The following is a 26,755-nucleotide window of genomic DNA, read 5'->3' as shown; positions in this document are numbered from 1 at the left end:
TGCTGATCAGACAGATGTACGAGCCTCACGGTACGCGGAGGCCGGCCCGGTCCGGAAACCGAGCACCCCGGCGGCCAGCAGGGACTGAGCCGCCACATAGGTGGCCATGATCCAGAAGTCGGCGGCCGGCGGCCGCGGAAGGTCCGCGATCCCCGTGGCGATCAGAGTGTCCGAGACCAGGAAGAGCGCCCCGCCTAGCCCGGCCCGCAGCCCGGGACCGCTCGCCCGGTACGCCATGGCGGTGAGCAGCAGCGAGTACCCGGCCACCGGGATCCGCAGTCCCGCCGGGAGAGCGGGCAGCAGCACGGTGGCCGTGGCGGCGAGCGCCACCGCGTACCCCATCCCGAGGTACGGGCTCGTCCGGCCGCGGCCGAAGAGCACCAGATAACAGAGGTGTCCGGCGGCGAAGAGCGCCATCCCGGCGAGAAAGGCGGGCTGCGCGTCGATCAGGAGCAGGGTGTCGCCGCCCCAGCCGAACAGCAGCGCGGCGATCAGCAGCCGGGGCGCGCCCCGGACGTACACCTGGGCTGCGAGCAGCGGCATCAGGAGGGGCTTGGCCGCCGCGTGGAGGCCCTGGGCGGTGTGTCCGTGTGCCAGGAGCGCGCAGAGGTCGGTGAGGGCCGCGAGCGTGTAGGCGAGCAGCAGCAGCCGCGCGGCCCTCTCCCGCTCCGGCGTCACGCGATGGGCTCGGTCGGGGTCTCGCCGAGGGCGGGGGCGGGGGCGGTGAGTGCGGGGGCGGTGAGTGCGGGGGCGGTGAGAGCGGGGGCGGTGAGAGCGGGGGCGGTGAGAGCGGGGGCGGTGAGTGCGGCCGCCGTGGCGGGCTCCGCCGGGACGGCGGCCGCCGTGGCGGGCTCCGCCGGGACGGCGGCCGCCGTGGCGGGCTCCGCCGGGACGGCGGCCGCCGTGGCGGGCTCCGCCGGGACGGCGGCCGCCGCGGCCGCCGGCGCCGGCTGCCAGCCCGGCCCGCCGAAGACCCGCCCCGCACGCTCGCGCCAGTTCGTCGCGGCCCGTACGTCGCGGGCAATCGCCACGTACTCGTGCGTCGCGACCCGCAGCGGGTTGTAGGTCTCGATGTTCTTGGTCAGCCCGAACACCGGCCGCAGGGTCTCCGGTGTGAAGGATCCGAACAGCCGGTCCCAGACGATGAGGATGCCGCCGAAGTTTCGGTCCAGATAGCCGCCCTGCGATGCGTGGTGCACCCGGTGGTGGGAGGGCGTGTTGAGTACGTACTCGAAGGGCCGGGGCAGTTTGCCGACCCGCTCGGTGTGCACCCAGAACTGGTAGACGAGGTTGGCGGACGAGCAGAAGGCGAGCGCGGCCGGATGCACACCGAGGGCGATCAGCGGGACGTAGAACGGCCAGACGGTCAGTGACGTCCAGGGCTGGCGCAGCGCGGTGGTGAGGTTGAACTTGCGGCTGGAGTGGTGCACGACATGGCAGGCCCACAGGACGCGGACCACGTGGTGGCCACGGTGGGACCAGTAGTAGAAGAAGTCCTGGCCGAGCAGCATCAGCGGGACGGTCCACCACAGGACGGGGATGCGCAGCGGGGTGAGTTCGTACACCGCCGTGTAGATCGCGACGATCGGGATCTTCCAGAGGAAATCGAAGACCAGGCTGCCCAGGCCCATACCGACGCTGGTGACGGCGTCTCTGGTCCCGTAGCCCGCGGAGTCCTCGTCCGGATGGAACCGGTAGCTCGCCATCTCCACGACGGTGAGCAGAACGAAGGCCGGTATGGACCACAGCACGACATCGGGCAGGTTCGGCATGTGAGCACGGTAAGGCCGCCGGATCGGCCCCGGCTAGACGTTGTTACCGACAAGTATGCGAGACATTCTGTCAGCGTCTTTTGGTGAGTTCCACCAATCGGCGCCGCCGGAGCGGCTCTTGAGTACTTGGTGCATACCTTGTCCGCACCATGGGGCGGAGGGCGTCCCGCGCAGCCCGTGCCCGCCCCTGGCGGCTCAGACCCCCGCCGCGCCCAGCAGTGCGCCGGCCGCGTACGTCACCCCCATGGCCAGCGCTCCCCCGGCCATGTTCCGCAGCACGGCGGGCCGCACCGGGGCGGAGCCCGACCGGGCGCTCCACCAGCCCGCCAGCGCCAGCGCCGCCAGGACCGAGAGGACCGTGACGTAGAGCCGGACCGAGGCGGGCGGCAGCACGATGGCCAGCAGGGGCAGGAGCGCACCCGCCGTGAACGCGGCGAAACTGGCGCCCGCCGCGTGCCAGGGGCTGGTGAGATCGTCGGGGTCGATGCCCAGCTCCACCTCGGCGTGCGCGCGCAGGGCGTCGCGCTCGGTGAGCTGCTCGGCGGCCTCCCGGGCGAGGTCGGCCGAGAGGCCCTTCCCCTCCAGGAGCCGGGTCAGCTCGTCGAGTTCGGCAGCCGGGGTCTCACGCAGCTCGCGCTTCTCCAGGGCGAGCGCGGCCTTCTCCGAGTCGCGCTGGGTGGAGACGGACACATACTCCCCCGCCGCCATCGACATGGACCCGGCGAGCAGTCCGGAGAGACCGGCGGTGAGCAGCGCGGTACGCGAGCCGGTGGCGCCGGCGACACCGACGACGATGCCCGCGGTCGACACCACACCGTCGTTGGCGCCGAGTACGGCGGCCCGAAGCCAGTTGAGGCGCGCTCCGAGACCCTTGTGGTGGGGCTCGTCGTGGGAGGAGTCAGTCATCGGCCCAGACTCTCATCCCGGTCCGGGCCCACCGCACCGGCCACCACCGCGGGCGCCGGTGCGGACCCGACACCCCCTCACATCGGCTGCGGGGCAACGGAAACCGTACGGGGACGGCCCGCACCCGGGCAGCGGCGGCCGGGGCCGGCCGAGCCGGTCCGCACCGTGATTCCCTTGTTGTCGGCAGGGGCCCGTATTCTCTGTGACCATGCTCGACGACCGCCAGACAGCAGCGACACCGTGGCCGGCCGCCTACCCGCAGGGGTACGCGGTCGTCGACGTGGAGACCACCGGCCTCGCACGCGACGACCGGATAATCTCCGCTGCCGTCTACCGGCTGGACGCCCGGGGCGATGTCGAGGACCACTGGTACACGCTCGTCAATCCGGAGCGGGATCCCGGGCCCGTCTGGATCCACGGTCTGACCAGTGACGTACTGGAGGGCGCCCCGCTCTTCCCGGAGATCGCGGCCGACTTCGCCGAACGGCTGGACGGCCGTGTGCTGGTGGCGCACAACGCGATCTTCGACTGGCAGATGATCGCCAGGGAATACGCCCGTGCGCGGTGCACCGCCCCGGTCCGCCAGCGGCTGTGCACCATCGCGCTCTCCAAGGAGCTCGCCCTGCCGCTGCCCAACCACAAGCTGGAGTCGCTTGCCGCGCACTTCGGTGTCGTGCAGGAACGTGCCCACCACGCGCTGGACGACGCCCGGGTGCTGGCCGAGGCGTTCCGCCCGAGTCTGCACGCGGCGGCCAGGGGCGGTGTACGGCTCCCGCTCCTAGAGTGCCGGCCGCTCACCGAGTGGTCCGACGCCCCTGCCGCACCACGCGTAGGACACCAGGCCTCGTACCGGCAGGGCAGCTGGCGCCCGGCCAGGAAGCGGCCGGCCTGCCCCTACCCGAATCCGGGGCGCTACGAGCCGGGGAAGCCGCTGGCACAGGGGATGCGGGTGGCGTTCTCGGGCGACACGTCGGTCGACCGCGAGCTGCTGGAGGACCGGGCGACGGAGGCCGGGCTGCATGTGGCGACGAGCCTCTCCCGGCTGACCAGCCTGCTCGTCACCAACGACCCGGACTCGGCCACTTCCAAGACGGTCAAGGCGAGGACCTTCGGCACCCCGGTCATCGACGAGGCCGCCTTCACACAGCTCCTGCGCGACATCGCCCGCACCCCGGCAGACGGGTGATTGCCGGGCGACTCGCCCGGCACCCGCTCGCCCGCCGGCGCCTGTGCGTCCCACCCTGTGGCGCATGGCACGTTGCGAGGTATGCGGAAACGACTACGGCATGTCCTTCGAAGTCCACGCACAGGGCGCGGTGCATGTCTTCGACTGCTTCTCCTGCGCCATTCACCGCATGGCGCCCATCTGCGAGCACTGCCGTGTCCGGGTGATCGGGCAGGGCGTGGAGGTGGACGGTGAGTGGTACTGCGGCGGGCACTGCGCTCGCGCGGAGGGGAAGGAGGGCATCGTCGACAAGGTATGACTCTGCCCGGCTATGTCCCCCGGCGGGACCCCCCGTCCGGGGGGACTCCCCGGCCAGGTACCTTCAAAGACGTGTACCGCTTCCTGTTGTCACGGCAGTGGGTGATTCTCGCCCTTGTCTCAGTCGTCCTGATGCCGACGATGGTCAAGCTGGGCTTCTGGCAGCTGCACCGTCACGAGCACAAGGTCGCGCAGAACGCGCTCATCGGCGAGAACCTCAAGTCGAGACCCGTGCCGGTCGGCGACCTCACATCGCCCGGCCACACCGTGCCGTACGACCAGTACTGGCGTCAGGTGACGGCGACCGGCCGTTACGACACCGCGCACGAGGTCGTCGTGCGGCGCAGGACATCGGCCGACGGAACCGTCGGGTACCACGTGCTGACGCCCTTCGTCCTGGACGGCGGCAGGACCGTACTCATCAACCGCGGCTGGATCCCGGACAACGGAAGCCAGACGACACTGCCCAGGATCCCGGCCGCCCCCAGGGGCAGGCTGACGGTGACCGGCCGGCTGATGGCCGACCAGACGACCGGGGACAGCGGGATCAAGGACGTCCGGGGGCTCCCTCCCCGCCAGGTGATGCTGATCAACAGTGCCCAGCAGGCGAAGGCGCTCGGCAGGCCGGTGCTCGGCGGTTACATCGAGCAGACCGCGCCGGTACCCAAGGGCGGCACACCGCAGCTGATCCCGGCACCCGAACACTCGGACATCGGCCCGCACATGGCGTACGCGGTCCAGTGGTGGCTGTTCACCGCCGGAGTCCCCATCGGATTCGTGATCCTCGTACGCCGTGAGAAGCGCGACCGCGCCGCGGCCGAGACGGAGACCGCACCCGAACCGGTGGCCGCCGCCGCTTAACACGGGCGCCTCCCGGGAACACGCCACATCGTGAACCAACGTATCGAGGACTACGCCCTCATCGGCGATCTGCAGACGGCCGCCCTGGTCGGCAAGGACGGCTCCATCGACTGGCTGTGCCTGCCCCGCTTCGACTCGGCCGCGTGCTTCGCCTCCCTGCTCGGCGACGAGGAGAACGGGCACTGGCGCCTCGCCCCCGCCGGAGCGGGCGCCTGCACCAGGCGGAGCTACCTGGACGAATCCCTCGTCCTGGAGTCGGTCTGGGAGACGGGGACCGGCACCGTCAAGGTCACCGACTTCATGCCGCAGCGCGACACCGCCCCGGACATCATGCGGATCGTCGAAGGCGTGTCCGGCGAGGTGGAGATGGCGGGAACGCTGCGCCTGCGCTTCGACTACGGCTCGGTCGTCCCGTGGATGCGCCGCTCGGACGGGCACCGGGTCGCGGTGGCGGGCCCGGACTCCGTGTGGCTGCGCAGCGAGCCGGAGGTGAAGACCTACGGCCACCACTTCTCCACCTGCTCGTCGTTCACTGTAGCCGCGGGCGAGAAGGTGGCGTTCGTGCTCACCTGGCACCCCTCGCAACAACCGCGGCCCGCTCTCGTCGACCCGTACGAAGCACTGGAGCACGCTCTGGAGGACTGGCACGAGTGGTCGTCCCGCTGCCGGTACCAGGGGCCCTACCGCGAAGCCGTGATCCGCTCGCTGATCACCCTGAAGGCCCTCACCTTCGCCCCGACGGGCGGCATCGTCGCCGCCCCGACCACCTCGCTGCCGGAGGAGATCGGGGGCGTCCGCAACTGGGACTACCGGTTCTGCTGGCTGCGTGACTCCACCCTCACCCTCGGGGCGCTCCTGGCCTGCGGCTATCTGGACGAGGCCGCGGCCTGGCGTGACTGGCTGCTGCGCGCGGTCGCGGGCAGCCCCGAGGACCTGCAGATCATGTACGGACTCTCGGGCGAACGGCGGCTGCCCGAGACGGAGCTGGGCTGGCTGCGCGGTCATGAGGGATCCGCGCCGGTGCGGACCGGGAACGGAGCCGTGAACCAGCTGCAGCTCGATGTCTACGGCGAGGTCATCGACTCCCTGTACGTGGCCCGCACGTCGGGTCTGGCCAGCGAGCCGCACGCCTGGAGCCTCCAGCTGGCCGTGCTCGGCTTCCTGGAGGCGCGCTGGCGTGAGCCGGACGAGGGGCTGTGGGAAGTGCGCGGCCCGCGCCGCCACTTCGTGCACTCCAAGGTGATGGCGTGGGTGGCGGCCGACAGGGCCGTACGCACGCTGGAGGCCGACCCGGAGCTGCACGGGGACGTGGAGCGCTGGCGGCGGATGCGCGACGAGGTGCACCAGGAGGTGTGCGACAAGGGCTTCGACCCGGAGCGCAACACGTTCACCCAGTCGTTCGGCTCCACCGAACTGGACGCGGCGACGCTGCTCATCCCCCAGGTCGGCTTCCTGCCGCCGGACGACCCCCGGGTGATCGGCACGGTCGACGCCGTGTACGCGGAGCTGAGCCACGACGGCCTGGTACGCCGCTACAGCACCGGGGGGCCCGCCGTGGACGGCCTGCCGGGCGACGAGGGCACATTCCTGGTCTGCTCCTTCTGGCTGGCCGACGCGCTGCGGATGACCGGCCGGGTGAAGGAGGCCGAGGCCCTCTTCGAGAAGCTGCTGGCTCTCCGCAACGACGTGGGGCTGCTCGCCGAGGAGTACGACCCGGTGGCCGGACGCCAGCTCGGCAACTTCCCGCAGGCGTTCAGTCACATCGGTCTGGTCAACACCGCTCTCGCGCTGGCCCGCGCGCTGGGCGCGCCCGAGGAGGATGCAGGATAGGAGCATGGATCTTGGACTGAAGGACCGCGTCTACATCGTCACCGGGGCCACCAGGGGACTGGGGTTCGCATCCGCCCGTGAGCTGGCGGCCGACGGCGCAAAGGTGATCATCACCGGGCGTGAGGAGAAGACGGCGCGCGCGGCGGCGGCCGAGCTCGGTCCCGGCGTCATCGGGGTGGCGGCGGACAACGGCGACCCGGAGTCCGCCGCCCGGCTGATCGCCACCGCACGGGAGCGGTTCGGACGCTTCGACGGCATCCTCATCAGCGTCGGCGGCCCGGCCCCCGGCTCGGCGGCCGACAACACCGACGAGCAGTGGCGGACCGCTTTCGAGGCCGTCTTCCTGGGCGCGGTACGGCTCGCGCGCACCGCGGCGGGCGAGCTGTCCGACGGCGGCGTCATCGGCCTGGTGCTCTCCGGTTCGGTGTACGAACCCATCGCGGGCCTGACGATCTCCAACGGCCTGCGCCCCGGTCTGGCCGGTTTCGCCAAGTCGCTCGCCGACGAGGTGGGCCCGCGCGGGATCCGGGTCGTCGGACTGCTGCCGGGCCGCATCGACACGGACCGGGTGCGGCAGCTGGACACACTCAGCGGCGATCCGGCGGCGTCGCGCGCGAAGGCCGAGGCGGGGGTTGCGCTGCGGCGGTACGGGCGGCCCGAGGAATTCGGCAGGGTCGCCGCGTTCGCGCTGTCGCCGGGAGCCTCGTACCTCACCGGGGTCATGCTGCCGGTCGACGGCGGCTCCCGGCACGGTTTCTGAACGCCCGGCCCCTGAGGGACGGCCCGGCCCCGGACAGGGGCCGGGCCAGAGCAGGGGCGGTCAGGGCAGGGGCGGTCAGGGCAGCTCCACCGCTGTGACCAGCACGGCCACCGTACGGCCCGCCCCGGCCACAGCGCCCACCGCCGCCCGCACCGCCCCCGTCACATCCAGGGCCCGTCGCCCGGCGGACACCGCGAGCTCCACCCGGACATGACCGTCGGTGCGGTGCACAGCGGCGCCCAGCGCTCCGGTCAGGTGTGCGACGCCGGGGACGGCTGCCGCGGCCTGCGCCTCGGGGCCCCGTACAGCCGCGGCTCCCCTGTCCGGCCCAACCGCCGCCGACGGATTCGGCCGGGCGTCCAGCAGCCCCGTCACCCGTACGTCCACCTCGGTCACGCCTAGCCCCAGCGCTTCGGCGGCAGCGCCGAACAGCGCGGCCCGCAGCTGCTCCACCGCCGCCGGGAGCGACTCTCCCCCGAGCACCCCCTCGACCTCGGCCTCGACCCGAAGCGGTCCGGGGAGCAGGGCGCTCGGCGGGGGCGGAACCACCGCACCGCCAACCGCTGCGGTCTCCACCGGAGCGATCCGCAGCCTGCCCAGCGCGGTCCCCGGCAGCCCGTCCGCTGCGCGCCGCAGCACCGCCGCGGCCGCCTCCTCGGCGATCCATGCCCCGTCCGCCGCACCGCCCAGCGGCAGCAGCCTGCCCAGTCCGAGCCTGCTGCGGACGGCCTGCGCCAACCCATCGTGCCCCAACGATCCGTCACCCGTCATGCGTCCACCCTGCCGCATTCCCGGCGCGGAACCGGGAAAGCACACCTACCGTGGGTACAGAATCCGCTACCGCTCGGAGAGGGACGTACGGCGATGAGTGAGACCCCGCAGCAGAACCAGTCCGAGACCCCTGGCAACGGACCGGGCCAGGAGTCCCGCAGGCCCGACACGGCCAAGCGCGGCGGCGGCAACCCCGCCTCCCGCGGCCGGACCACCATCGCGGACGGCGTGGTCGAGAAGATCGCCGGTCTCGCGGCGCGTGACGTGGTGGGCGTGCACGCGATGGGCAGCGGCATCTCCCGTACCTTCGGCGCGGTGCGCGACCGGGTCCCCGGCGGCGGCACCAAGTCCGTGTCGCGCGGGGTGAAGGCCGAGGTCGGCGAGGTCCAGACGGCGCTCGACCTGGAGATCGTCGTCGACTACGGCGTGTCGATCGCGGAGGTCGCCCGTGATGTGCGGGAGAACGTCATCTCCGCTGTGGAGCGCATGACGGGACTTGAGGTCGTCGAGGTCAATATCGCGGTCAGCGACGTGAAGCTGCCCGACGAGGAAGACGACGAAGAGCCGGAGTCCCGACTTCAGTAACCACGTACCTTCGGCTTAGGAGCGCACGATGAGTATGGCTGTGGTCGGCCTGTTGGTCGGTATGGCACTTGGCTTCGCCGGGTACTTCGGCGGCTTCGGAGCCTTTCTTCTGGTCGCCGCCCTCGGAGCGATCGGCTTCGTCGCGGGCAAGTTCGCCGACGGTGACCTCGAGGCCGGCGACTTCTTCCGCGGCCGCGACCACGGCGACGGGCGGCGATGACCGGTCAGGTGGCGCCTGCGGAACGCGGTTCGACCCGCATCGCCGACCGGGTCGTGTCGAAGATCGCGGCGCAGGCGGCGCGTGAGGCGATCGGCACGGTGCCCGACGGCGGTACCGCCCCGCACGCCACGGTCACGGTGCAGGACTCCCGTGCGCGGGTGCGGGTCAGTCTGGATCTCGGCTACCCGTCCGACATCGGCGCCCAGTGCGGTGCGGTGCGCAGCCGGGTGGCCCAGCGGGTCGAGTCACTGGCGGGCATGGAAGTGCCCGAGGTGGCGGTACAGATCGAGCGGCTGCACTCGGAGCAGACCCGCGGCGCCGGCGGGGGGAGGGCCCGATGAGCGAAGCGGACGACAGGACCCAGCGGCTTCCCGTCACGGAGAAGGCCCCGGCCGGTCCGAGCCGGCCCGGCTCCGCCACGGTGTACGCCCCGGAACCCGGCTCGGGTGGCCGGGCGGGACGTTTCTGGTCGCGGCGCAGGACACCGTCGGCCCTGCTCGCACTGGTGGTGATCGCCGTGGCCGGCGTACTGCTGTACGACGTGTCGGCGGTCCGGGCCGGGCGCCCCGCGATGCACTGGCGCCATGTGGTCGCCGACGATTTGGCGACACGCCCCCTCGACAGTGTCTGGATCAAGGTTTTCGCCGGGGTCGTGATGGCCATCGGCCTCTGGCTGCTCATCCTGGCGCTCACGCCGGGGCTGCGTTCGCTTCTTTCGATGCGGCGCGACAGCCCGCAGGTCAAGGCGGGACTCGAACGGGACGCGGCGGCGCTGGTGCTGCGGGACCGCGCGATGGAGGTGGCCGGCGTGCAGTCCGCGCAGATCAAGGTGAAGCGGGCCAAGGTCAAGGTGCGGGCCCGCTCGCACTTCCGCGAACTCGACGACGTACGGGACGACTTGGACAGCGCGATGGCTGCGGGGATCGACGGGCTGGGGCTCGCGTCGCGTCCCCGGCTCTCCGTGCGCGTCCACCGTCCCGCCAGGAAGGGGTGAAGCCGCGATGCTGAAGACGGTCAACCGGGTGCTGCTCGCCCTCGCCGGGCTGGTGCTGCTCGCGCTGGGAGGTGCGGTGCTGGCGGCCGGCCTCAACCTCTCCGTTCCGTCGTGGTGGCCCTGGAACGGGCCGCACGACGTCCTGCTCAGCACGGCTCGCCGTACCAAGTGGCGCGGCGAGGGCTGGTGGTGGCCCGTGGTCATCGCGGCGCTCGCGGTCATCCTGCTGCTGGCTCTGTGGTGGCTGCTCTCCCAGCTGCGGCGCTCGCGTCTCTCCGAGGTGCTGGTGGACAGCGGCGACGGTCACGGCGCCCGGCTCAGGGGCCGGGCCCTGGAGAACGTCATGGCGGCCGAGGCCGAATCGCTGCACGGCGTCGACCGTGCCGCCGCCAGGCTGACCGGCCGGCGCACCGCCCCCGGGGCGCGGGTGGGCCTGGTCCTCGCGGCGCACGCACAGCCGCTGTCCGCGCTCTCGGAACTCACCGCCGGGGCCCTGGCCCACGCCCGTGAATCGGCGGGCTTCGCGAAGCTGCCCGCCGAGGTCCGGCTGCGCGCGGCGAAGCACCGCGCGCAGCGGGTGTCGTGAGGGGTTCCCGTACATGAGGGGTTCCCGGTGAAGGGCGTTCAGTCGGAGAGGCCAGCCAGGTCGCGCAGCCTGCGGGCCTGTCCGGCGCGTTCGGCTGTGCGCTGCTCCTCGTAGGTGCGGTCCGGCGCTCCGAGCAGCAGGGCCTTGGTCTCGATGACGGCGTCGCGCGGGGCCGCGAGCAGAGCGGCCGCCAGGTCGGTCACCGCTCCGTCGAGCTCGTCGACGGGAACCGCCAGGTTGGCGAGGCCGGTACGTACGGCTTCGTCGGCGTGCACGAAGCGGCCGGTGGCACAGATCTCCAGCGCCCGCGCGTAACCGACGAGCCCCACCAGCGGATGCGTGCCGGTGAGGTCGGGGACGAGTCCGAGGCTGGTCTCGCGCATGGCGAACTGCACGTCCTCGGCGACGACCCGCAGGTCACAGGCCAGGGCGAGCTGGAACCCGGCGCCGATCGCATGGCCCTGGACTGCGGCGATCGTGATCAGGTCGGTGCGGCGCCACCAGGTGAACGCCTCCTGGTACTCGGCGATGGCCGCGTCGAGCGAGGCGTCATCACCGCGTGCCAGATCGAGGAAGGACGGCTCACCGTCGAAACCTTCGGGCGTGAACGCCTGACGGTCCAGGCCCGCGGAGAAGGACTTGCCCTCTCCGCGCAGCACCACGACGCGGACGCTGCCCGGCAGTGACCGTCCCGCTTCTGTCAACGCCCGCCACAGAGCGGGAGACTGGGCGTTGCGCTTAGCGGGGTTGGCCAGTGTCACCGTGGCAACCGCGTCCTCGACGGTCAGCCGTACGCCGTCCTTGTCGAGCACGTAGTCGAGCGAGGTCATCGGGTCTCCCGGTTCGGTGCAGACAGTTAAGTGACTGCACAGTAACCACCCCGTCGGCCCTTCGGCCGACCGGGTGGCCACCGTGACGAACCGGTGAACCCGCGATCCGGACTACGGGGGCCCGTCAGGCCGATGCGGCCTTCTTGCCCCGCGTTGCTCCACCGCGGCCACGCAGCGTCACACCGGACTCACTGAGCATCCGGTGAACGAATCCGTAGGAGCGGCCGGTTTCTTCGGCCAGCGCCCGGATGCTTGCACCGGAGTCGTATTTCTTCTTCAGGTCTGCCGCGAGCTTGTCACGCGCGGCGCCGGTTACCCGGCTGCCCTTCTTCAGAGTCTCGGCCACCCGTGCCTCCTCAAGGAAGTGCGCTCTGGACTCTCATGATCACCCCTACCGGGCTTCCTGGCCACCCATTCGGCAAGGTCCGTGCGACAGGGATTTGTGTGTCCCGGCTCACTCCACGGAACGGATCGCGCCATTCCGGCATCCGCAGCGCCCACCCAGCACGGCCGTCGAGCACGAATCCGCTGGTCAGAGGCGGGCCGGCAGCGTCAGCACGGGGCAGGCCCGCGCGAAGCCCCGGAGCGGCACGCCGGTGCGGGACACGCCGGGGTATGAGAGCGGCTCACTCAGATGAAGGATCACGCGTAGGCCGAATGATCCATCCGAAGTGGATCTGCCGGTGGATCAGCGAGTGGATCAGGCCATGGACCGGACGGACCGGCCGCCGGCACTCGCCGGATCAGGCCAGGGCGACCAGATCCGCGTAGTCCGGGCCCCAGAGGTCCTCGACGCCGTCGGGCAGCAGAATGATCCGCTCGGGCTCCAGCGCGTGCACGGCGCCCTCGTCGTGGGTGACGAGGATGACCGCGCCCTTGTAGGTGCGCAGCGCCCCGAGGATCTCCTCGCGGCTTGCCGGGTCGAGGTTGTTGGTGGGCTCGTCGAGGAGGAGCACGTTGGCCGACGAGACGACGAGGGTGGCGAGCGCCAGCCGGGTCTTCTCGCCGCCGGAGAGGACCCCGGCAGGCTTGTCGACGTCGTCGCCCGAGAAGAGGAACGAGCCGAGTGTCTTGCGGACCTGCACCAGGTCGAGGTCGGGTGCCGAGGAGCGCATGTTCTCCAGGACGGAGCGGTCGGGGTCCAGGGTCTCGTGCTCCTGGGCGTAGTAGCCCATCTTCAGCCCGTGGCCCGCGATGACCTCGCCGGTGTCGGGCTTCTCGGCGCCCGCGAGCAGCTTCAGGAGTGTGGTCTTGCCCGCGCCGTTGAGGCCGAGGATGACGACGCGCGAACCCTTGTCGACCGCGAGGTCGACATCGGTGAAGATCTCCAGCGAGCCGTACGACTTGGACAGGCCCTCCGCCATCAGCGGGGTCCTGCCGCAGGGCGCGGGATCGGGGAAGCGCAGCTTGGCGACCTTGTCGGAGACCCGTACCGCTTCGAGACCGGCGAGCAGCCGGTCGGCGCGCTTGGCCATGTTCTGCGCGGCGACGGTCTTGGTCGCCTTGGCGCGCATCTTGTCCGCCTGCGAGTTGAGGGAGGCGGCCTTCTTCTCGGCGTTCTGGCGCTCGCGCTTGCGCCGCTTCTCGTCGGCCTCGCGCTGCTGCTGGTAGAGCTTCCAGCCCATGTTGTAGACATCGATCTGGGTGCGGTTGGCGTCCAGATAGAAGACCTTGTTGACGACCGTCTCGACCAGTTCGACATCGTGGGAGATCACGATGAAGCCGCCGCGGTAGTTCCTCAGGTAGTCACGCAGCCAGACGATGGAGTCGGCGTCGAGGTGGTTGGTGGGCTCGTCGAGGAGCAGGGTGTCGGCGTCCGAGAAGAGGATCCTGGCCAGCTCGACGCGACGGCGCTGACCGCCGGAGAGCGTGTGGAGCGGCTGGCCGAGCACCCGGTCGGGCAGCCCGAGCGCGGCGGCGATGGTGGCGGCCTCCGCCTCGGCGGCGTACCCGCCCTTGGTGAGGAACTCCGTCTCCAGGCGCTCGTACTTCTTCATCGCCTTCTCGCGGGTCGCACCCTGGCCGTGCGCCATGCGCTCCTCGTTCTCCCGCATCTTGCGCAGGACCGAGTCCAGGTCGCGGGCGGAGAGGATGCGGTCGCTCGCGAGGACGTCGAGGTCGCCGGTGCGCGGGTCCTGCGGGAGGTAGCCGACCTCACCGGAGCGGGTGATGGTGCCCCCCGCGGGGACTCCCTCGCCCGCGAGGCACTTGGTGAGCGTCGTCTTGCCCGCGCCGTTGCGGCCGACGAGGCCGATGCGGTCGCCCTTGGCGATGCGGAAGGAGGCGGACTCGATGAGGATGCGGGCGCCGGCGCGCAGCTCGATGCCGGAAGCGGTGATCACGGTAAAACTCCAGGGCGGTGTGGACGGCGGAAGGGCAGGCGGAGGGTTGCTTCGACGCCGGCTAATGCACAAGGAGAAATGCCATGGGGCCCAGTCTAACGGTGCCGTGCGAGCACTCTGCCGGGCCCCGGTGCCAGACTGGGAGACGAACTACTCAAAAAGGATAAATCAACCCGCCGGAAGGCGAACGGAACGGAAGGTGTCCGGCATGGCTGCCACCATCAGCCCGACGCTGCTGTACGACGACGCCAAGGCGGCCGTCCGGCTGCTCAAGGACGCGTTCGGCTTCACCGAGGTCGCCGTGTACGAGGACGAGAGCGGCGCGGTTCTCCACGCCGAGCTGGCCTACGGCGACGGCATGGTGATGCTGGGCACCCGGGGCCGGGAGGGGGTCTTCGCCGAGGCGATGGCGAAGGGCGGCCCCGTCGCCGTCTACGTCGCCGTCGAGGACACCGACGCCCATCACCGGCAGGCGGTGGAACACGGCGTGGAGATCCTGATGCCGCCGACCGACCAGGACTACGGCTCCCGCGACTACATGGCGCGCGACGGCGAGGGGAACGTCTGGAGCTTCGGCACATATCTGCCGGGCACCGCGGCCTGAGACGCAGACGCCGGCGGGGCCGCTCCCTCCGCCCTGCCACCGGCCCACCGGAGCCGTGAGGTCGCTGCCGCCGGGTGACCGGCGGCAGCGACGTCACGGCGGGGCAGCCTTCAGACGCCCCCGGTGTGCACCTGGAACGCGGCCCGGCGCACCGCTTTGGCCAGGGCCGGGTCCGGGTGCGCGGCCGCCAGCGCCACCAGCACCTGCACGGTGCGCGGGTGTCCCACGGCCTGTACTTCTTCGAGCAGTGCGGGGACCGTGCCCTGCACCGCCGATTCCAGGTGGCGCACCAGCAGGGTGCTCTCGCCGTGGTCCGCGACGGCCGCCGCCGTGTCCACCCAGAGCCAGGTCGCCTCGGCACGGGTGAGCGCGTCGTGCGCGTCCTCGGGGTCGGCGCCCTCGTACTCCGCCAGCCAGAGGACGGCGTACGGACGGAGCGAGCTCTCGCCGGCGGCGCCGCGTACGGCCGCTTCGGCGGGTGCGCCGACCACCCGCAGGGCCTCGAAGGCGAGACCGCGCAGCAGGGCGTCGTCCCCGCGGGCCACATCGAGCAGCTCGGTGACGGCGCTGCCGACCGTACGGGCGGCCAGCCACGCCCGGTACTCGGCGCGGGCCGGGCCCGGAGTCAGCTGTGCGCAGCCGCGCAGCATGTCGTCGGCGCGCTGCTCGATATTGCCCGCCGGGCTCTGCGCCGCGACGCAGATCTGCTCCAGCTTGACCCAGACCGCCCAGTTCCCGAGCGGCGTCAGCGTCGCCTGGCCGGGTGCCAGCGTCAGCGCGCCGACCGCCGCCAGGCCCCGGAGCGCCCAGTCGAGGAGCGCGGGCAGCGGCACGTCCATGGCCGGTACGGGCTGCGGCTGCGGGCCGTAAGGGACCTCGCAGCGCTCCTCGTGGAGTTCGGCGACGCGCTGCTGGAGCAGGTCCAGCAGCGCCGGCACCGTCACGGGCCCCGCCGACAGCTGGAGGAGCGAGAGGACCTGCGGTACGGCCTCGACGACCTCGGCCACCGCTGTGGCCGGGACGTCGCCGGCGGCCGGGTGGACGATCGACCAGGCGTCGAAGAGGGCCACCCAGCCGCGCAGTACCGCACTGTCGTCGCCGGCCCAGGCGCGCAGTCGCCACCCGGGCCGTGCGATGTCCCCGTGCAGTTCGACGAGTCCGGCGAGCCGGGCGCGGTCCCAGCCCGCGCGGACCGCTTCCGGTGTCAACGAGAGGGCACGTACGGCGTGTTCGGCAGCGGCGGCGGCGAGCGCGCCGCCACCCTGCACCGGCCGGGTGTCCCCGGCCCAGTGGGCGATCCGCACGGCGTCGGCGAGGACGGCCCTGGCCTGGCGGGCCAGCTCTGCCGGGGCCGGGGTACCGGCGGGCGGGCGCGGCGCGGGGCGGATGGGCCGGTTGCTCACGACGCGGCGGGCCGTGACCAGAGGTCGGGGGCGGACGAGGCGGAGTCTGGAGTCGCGCGGGTTACGGGACGTCACGGGGAGCAGTCTTGCCCCTGACAGGCCGAAAGCCCAAACGGAACCCCTCACTACAGGTTGACGCAGGGCGTACCCGAGCGGGCGGGGCGTCCCGGACCGCTACATCAGCGGGGTGAGGAAGCGCCGCATGGCTTCCTCGTAACCGGCCGGGTCCGCGTTCCACATCGCCCCGTGCGGGGCGCCGGGGACGGCCCGCAGCTCCACCAACGACGGCTTGGCGGCGGCGAGTTCGCGGGAACGCTGCCAGGAGGCCACCCGGTCGTCCGGACCGTGGAGGATCAGCGTGGGTACGGTCAGTCCCCGCGGGTCGGCGGCGGAGCGCAGCCGGTCGCCGTTGAGGCCCGTGCGCCCCTGGGCGGCCCGTACCGCCAGCGGCACCAGGGCGGCCGGGGTGCGCCGGGCCGAGGCCAGCGCACCGAGGGTGGCCTCCCAGTCGAGAACCGGCGAGTCGAGTACCAGACCGCTGATGAGGTCGCGCATGCCGGAGCCCGCGGCGGCGTGGAGGGCCATCGACGCGCCGGTGGACCAGCCGTGCAGGATGACGCGCTCGGCCCCGTGGCCGACGGCGTAGCGGATGGCAGCGTCCAGGTCGCGCCACTCGGACGCTCCGAGGTGCCCGAGGCCGCCCGGTGCCGCGGGGGCCCCGGGGTCCCCGCGGTAGGAGATGTCGAGGACGGGGAACTGCTGGCGGTGCAGGAAGTCCAGTACGTTCATGGGCTGCTCCCGGCCGGTTCCCAGGCCGTGCACGGTGATCACCCAGGTGGGCCGGGGACCGGGCACGAACCAGGCCGGAGAGGCGCCGAGTTCACCGGGAATGTCCACGTCGGCGTAGTCGATGCCGAGCGCGGAGCGCGGGTCGCCGACGTACACCTGCGGGGTGAGCCGCGCCTTGGTGCCGGGCGCCGGCGTGCCGTAGGTGACGCGGTCGAGTCGGCGCACGACCGTGTCGGCGGTGTCCGATCCGCCGTCGATCACCGGCCCGACGACCGCGTGGACGCCCGGCCCCTCCAGGCCGTACACGCCGGGGCGCAGCGAGGCCAGGCATCTGGTCAGGGTGATCCGGCCGGGGGCCGTCGCGTGTACGGACAGCCGGGGCTCGGCGGGCAGGGCCCTGCCGTGCGGTGTCCGGAGCGCGGCGTCGCCTGCCAGCCGGGCGGCCGCTGCCGCGGCCGCGCCGACGCCGATCAGAGTGGTGACGGCCGTTGCCGTCGCGGTTGCCGGGCGCACTCCTCCAGTGTCGCGGGGCGCGGCCCGCGGTGCCAGTGGGCCGGTGCAAACGGGGCCGCACCGGGGCGGAGACCCGCGGCTGCGGGGCGGCACGGCCGACGGCCCGCTAACCGGGCTGACCGTACCCCTGGAGTTTCCCGGTGACCTCGGCCAGCTGCCCTGCAGACAGCAGGGAGGGAGTGCGGCCGGGCACGGCGGAAGCGGTGAGCCAGAGCCGGCACATCCACTCCAGCTGGGCGGTGCGGTCGTACGCCTGGTCCAGCGAGGTGCCGTAGGTGACCGTGCCGTGGTTCTGCAGGAGGCAGCCGGAGCGGCCGTCGAGGGCCTTCAGCATGTTCCCGGCCAGCTCGTCGCTTCCGTAGAGCGCGTACGGGGCGACGCGCACCGGGCCGCCCAGCGCGGCAGCCATGTAGTGGATGACGGGCAGTTCGGGAACGAGCGTGGAGACCGCCGTCGCGTGCACCGCGTGGGTGTGGACCACGGCGGTCGCGCTGGTGCCGCGGTGGACGGCGAGGTGCAGGGGCAACTCGCTCGTCGGCTTCAGCGCCCCCTCGACCTGGTGCCCGTCCAGATCGACGGCGACGAGGTCGCCGGGGCCGAGCTTCTCGTAGGGCACGCCGCTCGGCGTGACCAGGACGAGGTCCCCGCAGCGCACCGAGACGTTGCCCGATGTGCCGACGACCAGGCCTTCGGCCGCGGTCCTGCGGGCGGTGGCGACGAGATCGCGCCAGGCCCCCGCGAGCGGACCGGCCCCGTCCACCGCTGCCTGCTCCCCCATCGCACCTGTCCCCTTTGCTTCCGCCGTCGCACGTCCCCAGCCGGGTCCGCCACCGCACTCTCACGGAAGGCGGCCGACCGGCCGGCCATGCCGCGATGATGCCAGGCCTCCCGGCGGACCGGTACGCCGCACGCGAGCGGGAGGCCACGGAACGAGAGCCTCCGGGCAGGGTCACCACAGCGCCCGGCTCAGTTCATCTTCCGTTCACCAAGGTTGCCTACGTTCATCTCGTCAATGACCTCGAACGATTGCCCAGGTAAATGGAACACTTGACCCTGCTCCTTGGGATCGTGATCATTACCGCTCTCGTGTTCGACTTCACGAACGGTTTCCACGACACGGCCAACGCGATGGCCACGACCATCTCGACCGGCGCTCTCAAACCGAAGACCGCGGTGGCCATGTCCGCCGTACTCAACCTTGTCGGAGCGTTCCTGTCCGTGGAGGTCGCCAGGACGATCTCCGGCGGGATCATCAATGAACAGGGCATCACCACAGAAGTGATCTTCGCGGCACTCGTCGGTGCCATCCTCTGGAATCTGCTGACCTGGCTGCTCGGGCTGCCGTCCAGTTCCTCCCACGCACTCTTCGGCGGGCTCATCGGAGCCACGCTGATGTCGGTCGGCTCGTCCGGTGTCAACGGCGACGTCGTCATCACCAAGGTGCTGCTCCCGGCGGTGGCCGCACCGGTCGTGGCCGGGCTCGCGGCGCTGCTGGCCACCCGGCTGACGTACCGGATCGGCCGCGTCACGGACGACAGGTCCACCGCGAAGGGCTACCGGGCGGGCCAGATCGCGTCCGCCGGTCTCGTCTCCCTCGCCCACGGCACCAACGACGCGCAGAAGACCATGGGCGTCATCACCCTCGCCCTGGTCACCGGGAACGTCATCGCACCCGGTTCGAACCCGCCCCTGTGGGTCATCGTCTCCGCGGGCACCGCCATCGCACTCGGTACCTACCTGGGCGGCTGGCGCATCATCCGGACCATGGGCAAGGGGCTCACCGAGCTCAGGCCGCAGCAGGGCTTCGCCGCCCAGACCGGCGCCGCCACCGTGATCCTGGCCTCCTCGCACCTCGGCTTCTCGCTCTCCACCACCCAGGTCTGCTCGGGCGCCGTGATGGGCGCGGGCGTGGGCCGCAAGGGCGGAGTGGTCCGCTGGTCCACCGCTACCCGGATGCTGATCGCCTGGTGCCTCACCCTGCCCGCGGCCGCTGCCGTCGGCGCGGGCGCCGAGTATCTGACGGCCCGCGGCCCCTGGGGCATCGGTGCCGTGGCGGTACTGCTGGTCGCGGGCTCCGGTCTCATCTGGTCGCTCTCCCGCCGCAAGCCGGTCAGCCGGCACAGCGTCACCCCCGACGAACCGGCCGGCCTCGACGAGCCCGCGGGGGTGGTGACCACCGCCATCGCCGCCGTCACGCCGCCGCCGGCCGGAGCGGCGGCATCCCACGGCCTCCGTGCCACCATCCCCGCGCCGGAACCCACCCGGCCCGCCACGGTCTGAAGGAGAAGGAGACCGCCCCATGAACATCGACTGGGCAGCTCTCGGCACCGTCTTCGGTGTCAGCGTCGTCGCGACCGTCGGCCTGGTGGGCCTGTTCACCCTCGGCGTGGTGGGCCTGGCGCGGAAGCCCGCGCCGGAAGCAGGCTCCGCACCCTCGGCTGCGGGTGCGGGCCCGGCGCCCGTGGTCCGCGCCGGTTCGTACGCGTGCTTCGCGCTCTGCGCCGCGGCCGTCGCGTACGGGATCTACTTGATCGTCGCCTGACCTCCGCGCCACTGCGCACCACCCGAAGCGTCACCCCGCCCGCCCGGCAGCCTTCAACGGCCGCCGGGCGGGCGGCGCGTGTGGGGCTCGGCACACCGCCCCGGCCCAGGTCAAGGGTGAGTTGACGGGTGTTCGCGGACCGTGGTGGACTTCCGGGGCCAATACGGCGGCAGGAGAGGAAGCCCGGTGCGAATCCGGCGCGGTCCCGCCACTGTCATCGGGGATCGCATCCCCGGGAGCCAGGAACTCTCACCGCCGATCACGTCGAACCAGGGCGCGGACACCCTGAGTGAGGACTACGCCATGCGCGGCTGCCTGCTGCCCGAACCGCCCGACGTTCCGAGTACGGCCGCCGTGTGGGCCCGCCGAGGCGTACCGGCCTGCTGACCCCATGCGTGGAGAGCGTGTCTTCGTGTACGGCGCCACCACGGGCCTCCTGGCAGACCTCGTCTGCGCCGATCCCCGGCGCGGGCACCCCGTCGCCGCCTTCGGGCGGGCCGCGGCCGCCGTGGAGCGGCGGCTGTGGCGCGACCACCGCGGGTGGGGCACGCTGCACACCGCGGTCTGCGCCGGGGGCGCGGTCGGCGCCGCCGTACTGGCCCGGCGTGCCGTACGCGGCCGGGCCGCCGCGGGCGTCGCGCTGACCGCCGCCGCCACCTGGGCCGTCGTCGGCGGCACCTCGCTGGGGCGCGAGGCGCGCGCCGTGGGCGACGCACTGGCCGCGGGGGATGTCGAGGCGGCAAGGGAACGGCTGCCGCATCTGTGCGGGCGCGACCCGCAGGCACTCGACGAGCACCAGATCGCGCGGGCGGTCGTGGAATCCGTAGCCGAGAACACATCGGACGCGGTCGTCGGGGCGCTGGTCTGGGGCGCTCTGGCCGGAGTGCCGGGGCTCGTCGGATTCCGGGCGGTGAACACCCTGGACGCGATGGTCGGCCACAAGTCGCCCCGGTACCGGCGCTACGGCTGGGCGTCGGCCCGGCTGGACGATCTGGCGGGCTGGCCGGGCGCCCGGCTCACCGCGGTACTGGCAGTGCTGGCGGGCGGGGACCCGCGCGGCGCCCTGCGGGCCTGGCGCTCGGACGCCGGCGGCCACCCGAGCCCCAACGCGGGCCCGGTGGAAGCGTCGTTCGCGGGTGCGCTGGGCGTACGCCTCGGCGGCGCCCTCTCCTACGGCGGACGGGCCGAGCACCGGGCGGTCCTCAACGGCGGCGGCCGGGCCGTGGCCTTCGGCGACATCGAGCGCGCGGTGCGGCTGTCGCGCCGGGTGTCCCTGCTGGCGCTCGCGACGGCTCTCGCGGTGAGGAAGGTGCGCGGATGAGCGGCGGACTGCTGGTGGCCGGGACGACGTCGGACGCCGGGAAGAGCGTGGTGACGGCGGGGATCTGCCGGTGGCTGGTGCGCCGGGGCGTGAAGGTGGCGCCGTTCAAGGCGCAGAACATGTCGCTCAATTCGTTCGTCACCCGCGAAGGCGCGGAGATCGGGCGGGCGCAGGCGATGCAGGCGCAGGCCGCGCGGGTGGAACCCACGGCGCTGATGAACCCGGTGCTGCTCAAGCCGGGGAGCGACCGGTCGAGCCAGGTCGTGCTGATGGGGAAGCCGGTGGGCGAGATGAGCGCCCGCGGTTACCACGGCGGCCGTCAGGAGGCGCTGCTCGGCACGGTCACGGACTGCCTGACCCAGCTGCGGGGCACGTATGACGCGGTGATCTGCGAGGGGGCGGGCAGTCCCGCCGAGATCAATCTGCGGCGGACCGACATCGTCAACATGGGCATCGCGCGCGCCGCGCGCTTCCCGGTGGTCGTCGTCGGCGACATCGACCGGGGCGGTGTCTTCGCCTCGTTCTTCGGCACGACGGCGCTGCTGAGCCCCGAGGACCAGTCGCTCGTCGCCGGGTACCTGGTCAACAAGTTCCGCGGCGATGTGTCCCTGCTGGAGCCGGGTCTCGACATGCTGCACGGACTCACCGGGCGGCGTACCTACGGTGTCCTGCCGTTCACCCACGGTCTGGGCATCGACGAGGAGGACGGGCTGCGGGTGTCGATGCGCGGCACGGTGCGCGAGCCGGCCGTGTCGGCGCCGTACGGGGAGGATGTGCTGCGGGTCGCCGTGTGCGCGGTGCCGCTGATGTCGAACTTCACGGATGTGGACGCGCTGGCCGCCGAACCGGGCGTCGTGGTGCGGTTCGCGGACCGTGCGGAGGAGCTGGCCGACGCGGACCTGGTGATCGTGCCGGGGACACGCGGCACGGTGCGCGCCCTTGAGTGGCTGCGGGAGCGCGGGCTCGCCGACGCACTGGCCCGGCGCGCCTCGGAAGGCCGTCCGGTGCTGGGTGTCTGCGGCGGTTTCCAGCTGCTCGGTGAGCACATCGACGACACCGTCGAATCGCGCGCCGGGGCCGTGGACGGACTCGGGCTGCTGCCCGTCCGGGTGCGGTTCGCCGTGGAGAAGACCCTGGGGCGCCCCGTCGGCGAGGCGCTGGGAGAACCTGTCGAGGGATACGAGATCCATCACGGGGTCGCCGAGGTCCTGGGCGGCACGCCCTTCCTCGACGGCTGCCGCGCCGGTTCCGTGTGGGGCACGCACTGGCACGGCTCGCTGGAGAGCGACGGATTCCGCAGGGCCTTCCTGCGCGAGGTCGCGGCCGTCGCGGGGCGCCGTTTCGTACCGGCCCCGGACACCAGCTTCGGCGTGCTCCGCGAGGAGCAGCTGGACCGGCTCGGCGACCTCATCGAGGAGCACGCGGACACCGACGGGCTGCTCGCGCTCATCGAGTCGGGCGCTCCGGCCGGCCTCCCCTTCGTACCGCCGGGAGCGCCATGAGCGCTCCCGGGGCCCCGGGAGCGCCCCGCAGGGCCGCCGGGCGTCCGCCCGTTACCGAATCTGTCACCCGAGCATGTGAAGGAGTGATCCCCCAGTGAGCACGCCCTATCCGTTCACCGCTGTCGTGGGCATGGATGACCTGCGTCTGGGGCTGCTGCTCAACGCGGTCAGCCCGGCAGTCGGCGGCGTACTCGTGCGCGGCGAGAAGGGAACCGCGAAGAGTACGGCGGTGCGGGCCCTGTCCGCGCTGCTGCCCGGGGTCCCGGTGGTCACCGGGTGCCGCTTCTCGTGCGACCCGGACGCGCCCGACCCCGGCTGTCCGGACGGCCCGCACGAGAGCACCGGCGGGGTGACGCGCGACGCACGCATGGTCGAACTGCCCGTCGGTGCCTCCGAGGACCGGCTGGTCGGCGCCCTGGACATCGAGCGCGCGCTGGCCGACGGCGTGAAGGCGTTCGAGCCGGGGCTGCTCGCCGACGCGCACCGCGGCATCCTCTACGTCGACGAAGTCAACCTGCTGCACGACCACTTGGTGGACCTGCTGCTCGACGCCGCCGCGATGGGCGCCTCGTACGTGGAACGCGAGGGCGTCTCCGTACGGCACGCCGCGCGGTTCCTGCTCGTCGGGACGATGAACCCCGAAGAGGGCGAACTGCGGCCCCAGTTGCTCGACCGGTTCGGGCTGACCGTCGAGGTGGCCGCCTCCCGCGACACGGACCAGCGGGTCGAGGTGGTGCGCAGGAGGCTCGCGTACGACGACGACCCCGCCGGGTTCGCCGCCCGGTGGGCGGACGAGGAGAGCGAGCTGCGGGAGCGCATCGTGGCCGCGCGGGCGCTGCTGCCGTCCGTTCGCCTCGGCGATCCGGCGCTGCGGCAGATCGCGGCGACCTGCGCCGCCTTCGAGGTGGACGGGATGCGCGCGGACATCGTGATGGCCCGCACCTCGACCGCGCTGGCCGCCTGGGCGGGGCATACGGATGTCACGGCCGACGACGTACGGCAGGCCGCGCTGCTGGCGCTGCCGCACCGCCGCAGGCGCAATCCCTTCGACGCGCCGGGGCTCGACGAGGACAAACTCGACGACACGCTGCGGGAGTCCGGCAACGAGGACGGGGACGGCGACGGCGACGACCCGGGCCCCGACGGCGGTGGCGGTGGCGGGCTGCCGCCGCAGCGCGACGGGGACGGCGGGCCTGCTGACACGCCGCCGCAGCACGAGCCGCCGGGCGACGGGTCCGACACGCCGGCGCCGCAGGAGGCGGGCGGGAACGGGTCCCCGCCGCCCGGTGGTGGACGGGAGCAGCCTGCCGCGAAGGCCGCCGAACCGTTCCGCACCCGGATGCTGAGCGTGCCGGGGCTCGGCGAGGGCGCCGCGGGCCGCCGCTCCAGGGCCAGGACCGAGCACGGCCGCACCACCGGTTCGCGCCGGCCGCAGGGCGCGCTCACCAAGCTGCATCTGGCGGCCACGGTCCAGGCCGCCGCGCCGCACCAGCGGGCGCGCGGAAGGTCGGGCCGCGGTCTGGTGGTGCGCAGGGACGATCTGCGGCAGGCCACCCGCGAGGGGCGCGAGGGCAATCTGGTGCTCTTCGTGGTGGACGCGTCCGGGTCGATGGCGGCCCGGCAGCGGATGGGCGCGGTGAAGGGCGCCGTGCTCTCGCTGCTGCTCGACGCGTACCAGCGGCGGGACAAAGTGGGTCTGGTGACCTTCCGCGGGAAGGACGCGGAGATCGCGCTGCCGCCGACCTCGTCGGTGGACGCGGCCGCGGCCCGGCTCGACACGCTGCCGACGGGTGGGCGCACCCCGGTGGCCGCGGGGCTGCTGAAGGCCCATGAGGTACTGCGGGTCGAGCGGATGCGGGACCCGTCCCGGCGGCCGCTGCTGGTGGTCGTCACCGACGGCCGGGCCACCGGCGGCCCCGATCCGGTCGCGCTGGCCGCGCGCGCGGCGCGGCTGCACGAGGCGGAGGGCGTCGCGTCCGTGGTCGTCGACTGCGAGGCGGGGCCGGTCAGGCTGGGGCTCGCCGGAGAGCTGGCGCAGCAGCTCGGCGGCACCGCGGTGACGCTGGACGAGCTGCGGGCCGAAAGCATCGCGGGGCTGGTCAAGGACGTACAGAGCACTTCATCCAGGAGGGCAGCGTAATGCCGCAGGGACAGCCGACCACCGTGCCCGAGGACGGGCTCACCACCCGCCAGCGCCGCAACCGGCCGCTGACGATGGTGCACACCGGCATCGGGAAGGGGAAGTCGACCGCGGCCTTCGGGCTCGCGCTGCGCGGCTGGAATCAGGGCTGGCCCATCGGGGTGTTCCAGTTCGTGAAGTCGGCCAAGTGGAAGGTCGGCGAGGAGCGGGCTCTGCGGGTGCTCGGTGACAGCGGCGAGGGCGGGACGGTCGCCTGGCACAAGATGGGCGAGGGGTGGTCCTGGGTCCAGCGGGACATCGAGTCGAGCGAGGAGGCCGCCCGTGAGGGGTGGGAGCAGGTCAAGCGCGATCTCGCGGCCGAGACGTACCGGCTGCTCGTCCTGGACGAGTTCGCGTACCCGATGCACTGGGGATGGGTGGACACCGACGAGGTGGTCTCCGTACTGCGGGACCGGCCCGGCGCCCAGCACGTGGTGATCACCGGGCGGAACGCCCCGCAGCCGCTGCTGGACCTCGCCGACCTGGTCACCGACATGTCCAAGGTCAAGCATCCGATGGACGCGGGGCAGAAGGGGCAGAGGGGCATCGAGTGGTAGCCAGACTCGTCATAGCCGCCCCGTCGTCCGGCAGCGGCAAGACCACGGTCGCCACCGGCCTGATGGCCGCTTTCGCCGGGCGCGGACTCGCCGTGTCGCCGCACAAGGTGGGCCCGGACTACATCGATCCGGGCTACCACGCACTGGCGACCGGCCGTCCCGGGCGCAACCTCGACGCGTATCTCTGCGGTACGGATCTGATCGCACCGCTCTTCGCGCACGGCGCGGCCGGCGCGGACCTGGCGGTCGTCGAGGGCGTGATGGGTCTGTACGACGGGGCGGCCGGGCAGGACGAGCTGGCGTCCACCGCGCAGGTCGCGAAGGTGCTGCGGGCGCCGGTGCTGCTGGTGGTCGACGCGTCGTCGCAGTCCCGGTCGGTGGCCGCGCTGGTGCACGGGTTCGCCTCCTGGGACCCCAGGGTGCGGATCGGCGGGGTGATCCTCAACAAGGTGGCATCCGACCGGCACGAGGCGCTGCTGCGCGAGGCCCTGGACGAGTCGGGGGTGCCGGTGCTCGGAGTGCTCCGGCGTACCGGGCAGGCCCGGACGCCGTCGCGGCACCTGGGTCTGGTGCCGGTGGCGGAGCGGCGCCCGGACGCGGTGGGCGCGGTCGCGGCGATGGCCGAGCAGGTGCGGACGGGGTGCGATCTGGAGGCGGTGCTGGCGCTGGCGCGCAGCGCGCCGCCGCTGGAGACCGACGTGTGGGACCCGCGGAGCGCTCTGGCCGCCGGTGACAGCGACGGCGAAGGCCGGGGTGAGGGCGCTACCGGCCGTCCCGTCGTCGCGGTCGCGGGCGGGGCCGCGTTCTCCTTCTCGTACACCGAGCACACCGAGCTGCTGAGCGCGGCGGGCGCCGACGTCGTCGGCTTCGATCCGCTGCAGGACGAGCGGCTCCCGGAAGGCACCCGGGCGCTCGTCATCGGCGGCGGCTTCCCCGAGGTGTACGGGCCCGAGCTGTCCGCGAACGAGCCGCTGCGGGGGGCCGTCGCCGCGCTGGCGGCGTCCGGTGCCCCGGTCGCCGCCGAGTGCGCCGGGCTGCTGTATCTGTCGCGTTCGCTCGACGGGCATCCGATGTGCGGGGTGCTGGACGCCGAGGCGCGGATGTCGGAGCGGCTCACGCTCGGCTACCGGGACGCGGTCGCCGTGTCGGACAGCTCTCTCGCCCCGGCCGGGACCCGGCTGCGGGCCCATGAGTTCCACCGGACCGTCCTGGAGCCCGGCGCGGGCGCTTCGCCCGCGTGGGGCGTGCACCAGCCGGAGCGCCGGGTCGAGGGCTTCGTCCAGCAGGGCGTGCACGCGAGCTATCTGCACACGCACTGGGCCGCCCAGCCCTCCGTCGCGCGCAGGTTCCTGGACGGATGCGCGGGATGAACGGGCCGGTCCCCGGTGCGGGATCCGGCCGCGGG

28 protein-coding genes and 1 riboswitch are annotated in these 26,755 nt (G+C 72.7%); of the genes, 18 read left to right on the top strand and 10 right to left on the bottom strand.

Annotated elements, in window-relative coordinates:
* Positions 1-6: 6 nt before the first annotated feature.
* The 3 genes from OG584_RS27820 to OG584_RS27810 form a co-directional block, all read right to left on the bottom strand.
* Entirely contained in the window at positions 7-678 is a 672-nt protein-coding gene (locus OG584_RS27820) for a lysoplasmalogenase (protein WP_405781872.1), read from the bottom strand.
* Complete coding sequence (locus OG584_RS27815; protein ID WP_405781871.1) at positions 675-1,772, bottom strand: sterol desaturase family protein; 1,098 nt, start codon at positions 1,770-1,772, stop codon at positions 675-677. The genes OG584_RS27820 and OG584_RS27815 overlap by 4 nt, the downstream gene beginning before the upstream one ends.
* Before the next feature lie 195 nt (positions 1,773-1,967).
* Positions 1,968-2,678 (bottom strand): VIT family protein, encoded by a 711-nt coding sequence (locus OG584_RS27810; protein WP_405781869.1) that lies wholly within the window; start codon positions 2,676-2,678, stop codon positions 1,968-1,970.
* 202 nt (positions 2,679-2,880) lie between these two features.
* On the opposite strand from OG584_RS27810, the gene OG584_RS27805 reads away from it, so the two are divergent.
* The 5 genes from OG584_RS27805 to OG584_RS27785 all read left to right on the top strand — a co-directional run bounded on the left by OG584_RS27805 (position 2,881) and on the right by OG584_RS27785 (position 7,612).
* On the top strand, positions 2,881-3,864 hold the full coding sequence (locus tag OG584_RS27805) for a DEDDh family exonuclease (RefSeq protein ID WP_405781867.1): 984 nt from the start codon (positions 2,881-2,883) through the stop codon (positions 3,862-3,864).
* A gap of 64 nt (positions 3,865-3,928) precedes the next feature.
* Positions 3,929-4,162 carry a hypothetical protein gene (locus OG584_RS27800; protein ID WP_356833628.1) on the top strand — a complete coding sequence of 78 codons (234 nt, stop codon included), beginning with the start codon at positions 3,929-3,931 and terminating at the stop codon, positions 4,160-4,162.
* A gap of 71 nt (positions 4,163-4,233) precedes the next feature.
* Complete coding sequence (locus OG584_RS27795; RefSeq protein WP_405781866.1) at positions 4,234-5,022, top strand: SURF1 family protein; 789 nt, start codon at positions 4,234-4,236, stop codon at positions 5,020-5,022.
* A gap of 30 nt (positions 5,023-5,052) precedes the next feature.
* The gene (locus OG584_RS27790) at positions 5,053-6,852 is read left to right on the top strand and encodes a glycoside hydrolase family 15 protein (RefSeq protein ID WP_405781865.1); all 1,800 of its coding nucleotides are present in this window, start codon (positions 5,053-5,055) and stop codon (positions 6,850-6,852) included.
* 4 nt (positions 6,853-6,856) lie between these two features.
* On the top strand, positions 6,857-7,612 hold the full coding sequence (locus tag OG584_RS27785) for an SDR family oxidoreductase (protein ID WP_405781863.1): 756 nt from the start codon (positions 6,857-6,859) through the stop codon (positions 7,610-7,612).
* 75 nt (positions 7,613-7,687) lie between these two features.
* Here the strand turns inward: OG584_RS27785 and OG584_RS27780 are convergent, their stop codons facing one another.
* Positions 7,688-8,383, bottom strand: a complete 696-nt coding sequence (locus tag OG584_RS27780) for a hypothetical protein (protein WP_405781862.1) — start codon at positions 8,381-8,383, stop codon at positions 7,688-7,690.
* Positions 8,384-8,476: 93 nt separating this feature from the next.
* Here OG584_RS27780 and OG584_RS27775 point away from each other — a divergent pair, with 93 nt between their 5' ends.
* From OG584_RS27775 to amaP, 5 genes are read left to right on the top strand one after another with little or no spacing between them, the layout of a single operon-like run.
* A complete protein-coding gene (locus tag OG584_RS27775) occupies positions 8,477-8,968 on the top strand; it encodes an Asp23/Gls24 family envelope stress response protein (RefSeq protein WP_405781860.1) in 492 nt (163 codons plus the stop codon).
* Between the two features lie 28 nt (positions 8,969-8,996).
* Positions 8,997-9,188: a hypothetical protein gene (locus OG584_RS27770; protein ID WP_266858302.1), complete on the top strand. Its 192-nt coding sequence runs from the start codon at positions 8,997-8,999 to the stop codon at positions 9,186-9,188.
* On the top strand, positions 9,185-9,529 hold the full coding sequence (locus OG584_RS27765) for an Asp23/Gls24 family envelope stress response protein (RefSeq protein ID WP_405781859.1): 345 nt from the start codon (positions 9,185-9,187) through the stop codon (positions 9,527-9,529). The genes OG584_RS27770 and OG584_RS27765 overlap by 4 nt, the downstream gene beginning before the upstream one ends.
* On the top strand, positions 9,526-10,182 hold the full coding sequence (locus tag OG584_RS27760; RefSeq protein WP_405781858.1) for a DUF6286 domain-containing protein: 657 nt from the start codon (positions 9,526-9,528) through the stop codon (positions 10,180-10,182). Before OG584_RS27765 ends, OG584_RS27760 begins: the two co-directional genes overlap by 4 nt.
* Before the next feature lie 7 nt (positions 10,183-10,189).
* On the top strand, positions 10,190-10,768 hold the full coding sequence (amaP, locus tag OG584_RS27755; protein ID WP_405781856.1) for an alkaline shock response membrane anchor protein AmaP: 579 nt from the start codon (positions 10,190-10,192) through the stop codon (positions 10,766-10,768).
* Between the two features lie 38 nt (positions 10,769-10,806).
* Here the strand turns inward: amaP and OG584_RS27750 are convergent, their stop codons facing one another.
* The 3 genes from OG584_RS27750 to OG584_RS27740 form a co-directional block, all read right to left on the bottom strand.
* Complete coding sequence (locus OG584_RS27750; protein ID WP_405781854.1) at positions 10,807-11,598, bottom strand: enoyl-CoA hydratase/isomerase family protein; 792 nt, start codon at positions 11,596-11,598, stop codon at positions 10,807-10,809.
* A gap of 124 nt (positions 11,599-11,722) precedes the next feature.
* Entirely contained in the window at positions 11,723-11,944 is a 222-nt protein-coding gene (locus OG584_RS27745; RefSeq protein ID WP_006123601.1) for a helix-turn-helix domain-containing protein, read from the bottom strand.
* A 397-nt stretch (positions 11,945-12,341) separates the two neighbouring features.
* Positions 12,342-13,940, bottom strand: a complete 1,599-nt coding sequence (locus OG584_RS27740) for an ABC-F family ATP-binding cassette domain-containing protein (protein WP_405781852.1) — start codon at positions 13,938-13,940, stop codon at positions 12,342-12,344.
* 208 nt (positions 13,941-14,148) lie between these two features.
* Between OG584_RS27740 and OG584_RS27735 the strand changes: the two genes are divergently transcribed.
* Positions 14,149-14,544: a VOC family protein gene (locus tag OG584_RS27735; RefSeq protein WP_405781850.1), complete on the top strand. Its 396-nt coding sequence runs from the start codon at positions 14,149-14,151 to the stop codon at positions 14,542-14,544.
* A gap of 110 nt (positions 14,545-14,654) precedes the next feature.
* Here the strand turns inward: OG584_RS27735 and OG584_RS27730 are convergent, their stop codons facing one another.
* From OG584_RS27730 to OG584_RS27720, 3 genes are all read right to left on the bottom strand, one after another.
* Complete coding sequence (locus OG584_RS27730) at positions 14,655-16,022, bottom strand: hypothetical protein (RefSeq protein ID WP_405781849.1); 1,368 nt, start codon at positions 16,020-16,022, stop codon at positions 14,655-14,657.
* A 99-nt stretch (positions 16,023-16,121) separates the two neighbouring features.
* On the bottom strand, positions 16,122-17,249 hold the full coding sequence (locus tag OG584_RS27725; protein ID WP_405781847.1) for an alpha/beta hydrolase family protein: 1,128 nt from the start codon (positions 17,247-17,249) through the stop codon (positions 16,122-16,124).
* A gap of 106 nt (positions 17,250-17,355) precedes the next feature.
* Positions 17,356-18,027 carry a class II aldolase/adducin family protein gene (locus tag OG584_RS27720; RefSeq protein ID WP_405781845.1) on the bottom strand — a complete coding sequence of 224 codons (672 nt, stop codon included), beginning with the start codon at positions 18,025-18,027 and terminating at the stop codon, positions 17,356-17,358.
* Positions 18,028-18,287: 260 nt separating this feature from the next.
* On the opposite strand from OG584_RS27720, the gene OG584_RS27715 reads away from it, so the two are divergent.
* The 7 genes from OG584_RS27715 to OG584_RS27685 all read left to right on the top strand — a co-directional run bounded on the left by OG584_RS27715 (position 18,288) and on the right by OG584_RS27685 (position 26,720).
* Complete coding sequence (locus OG584_RS27715) at positions 18,288-19,529, top strand: anion permease (protein ID WP_405781843.1); 1,242 nt, start codon at positions 18,288-18,290, stop codon at positions 19,527-19,529.
* A gap of 19 nt (positions 19,530-19,548) precedes the next feature.
* Complete coding sequence (locus OG584_RS27710; protein WP_405781841.1) at positions 19,549-19,791, top strand: hypothetical protein; 243 nt, start codon at positions 19,549-19,551, stop codon at positions 19,789-19,791.
* A 127-nt stretch (positions 19,792-19,918) separates the two neighbouring features.
* A riboswitch (cobalamin riboswitch) is annotated at positions 19,919-20,061 on the top strand.
* 121 nt (positions 20,062-20,182) lie between these two features.
* Complete coding sequence (locus tag OG584_RS27705) at positions 20,183-21,112, top strand: cobalamin biosynthesis protein (RefSeq protein ID WP_405781840.1); 930 nt, start codon at positions 20,183-20,185, stop codon at positions 21,110-21,112.
* On the top strand, positions 21,109-22,614 hold the full coding sequence (locus tag OG584_RS27700; protein ID WP_405781838.1) for a cobyric acid synthase: 1,506 nt from the start codon (positions 21,109-21,111) through the stop codon (positions 22,612-22,614). The genes OG584_RS27705 and OG584_RS27700 overlap by 4 nt, the downstream gene beginning before the upstream one ends.
* A gap of 94 nt (positions 22,615-22,708) precedes the next feature.
* Positions 22,709-24,754 carry a putative cobaltochelatase gene (locus OG584_RS27695; RefSeq protein ID WP_405781836.1) on the top strand — a complete coding sequence of 682 codons (2,046 nt, stop codon included), beginning with the start codon at positions 22,709-22,711 and terminating at the stop codon, positions 24,752-24,754.
* Positions 24,754-25,350 carry a cob(I)yrinic acid a,c-diamide adenosyltransferase gene (gene cobO / locus OG584_RS27690; RefSeq protein ID WP_405781834.1) on the top strand — a complete coding sequence of 199 codons (597 nt, stop codon included), beginning with the start codon at positions 24,754-24,756 and terminating at the stop codon, positions 25,348-25,350. The genes OG584_RS27695 and cobO overlap by 1 nt, the downstream gene beginning before the upstream one ends.
* Positions 25,344-26,720 (top strand): cobyrinate a,c-diamide synthase, encoded by a 1,377-nt coding sequence (locus OG584_RS27685; RefSeq protein WP_405781833.1) that lies wholly within the window; start codon positions 25,344-25,346, stop codon positions 26,718-26,720. The genes cobO and OG584_RS27685 overlap by 7 nt, the downstream gene beginning before the upstream one ends.
* The last annotated feature ends 35 nt before the right edge of the window (positions 26,721-26,755 follow it).

The sequence above is a fragment of the Streptomyces sp. NBC_00859 genome, assembly GCF_045161865.1.
Classification (GTDB): Bacteria; Actinomycetota; Actinomycetes; order Streptomycetales; family Streptomycetaceae; genus Streptomyces.
This window is presented reverse-complemented; position numbering and strand designations above follow the sequence as displayed.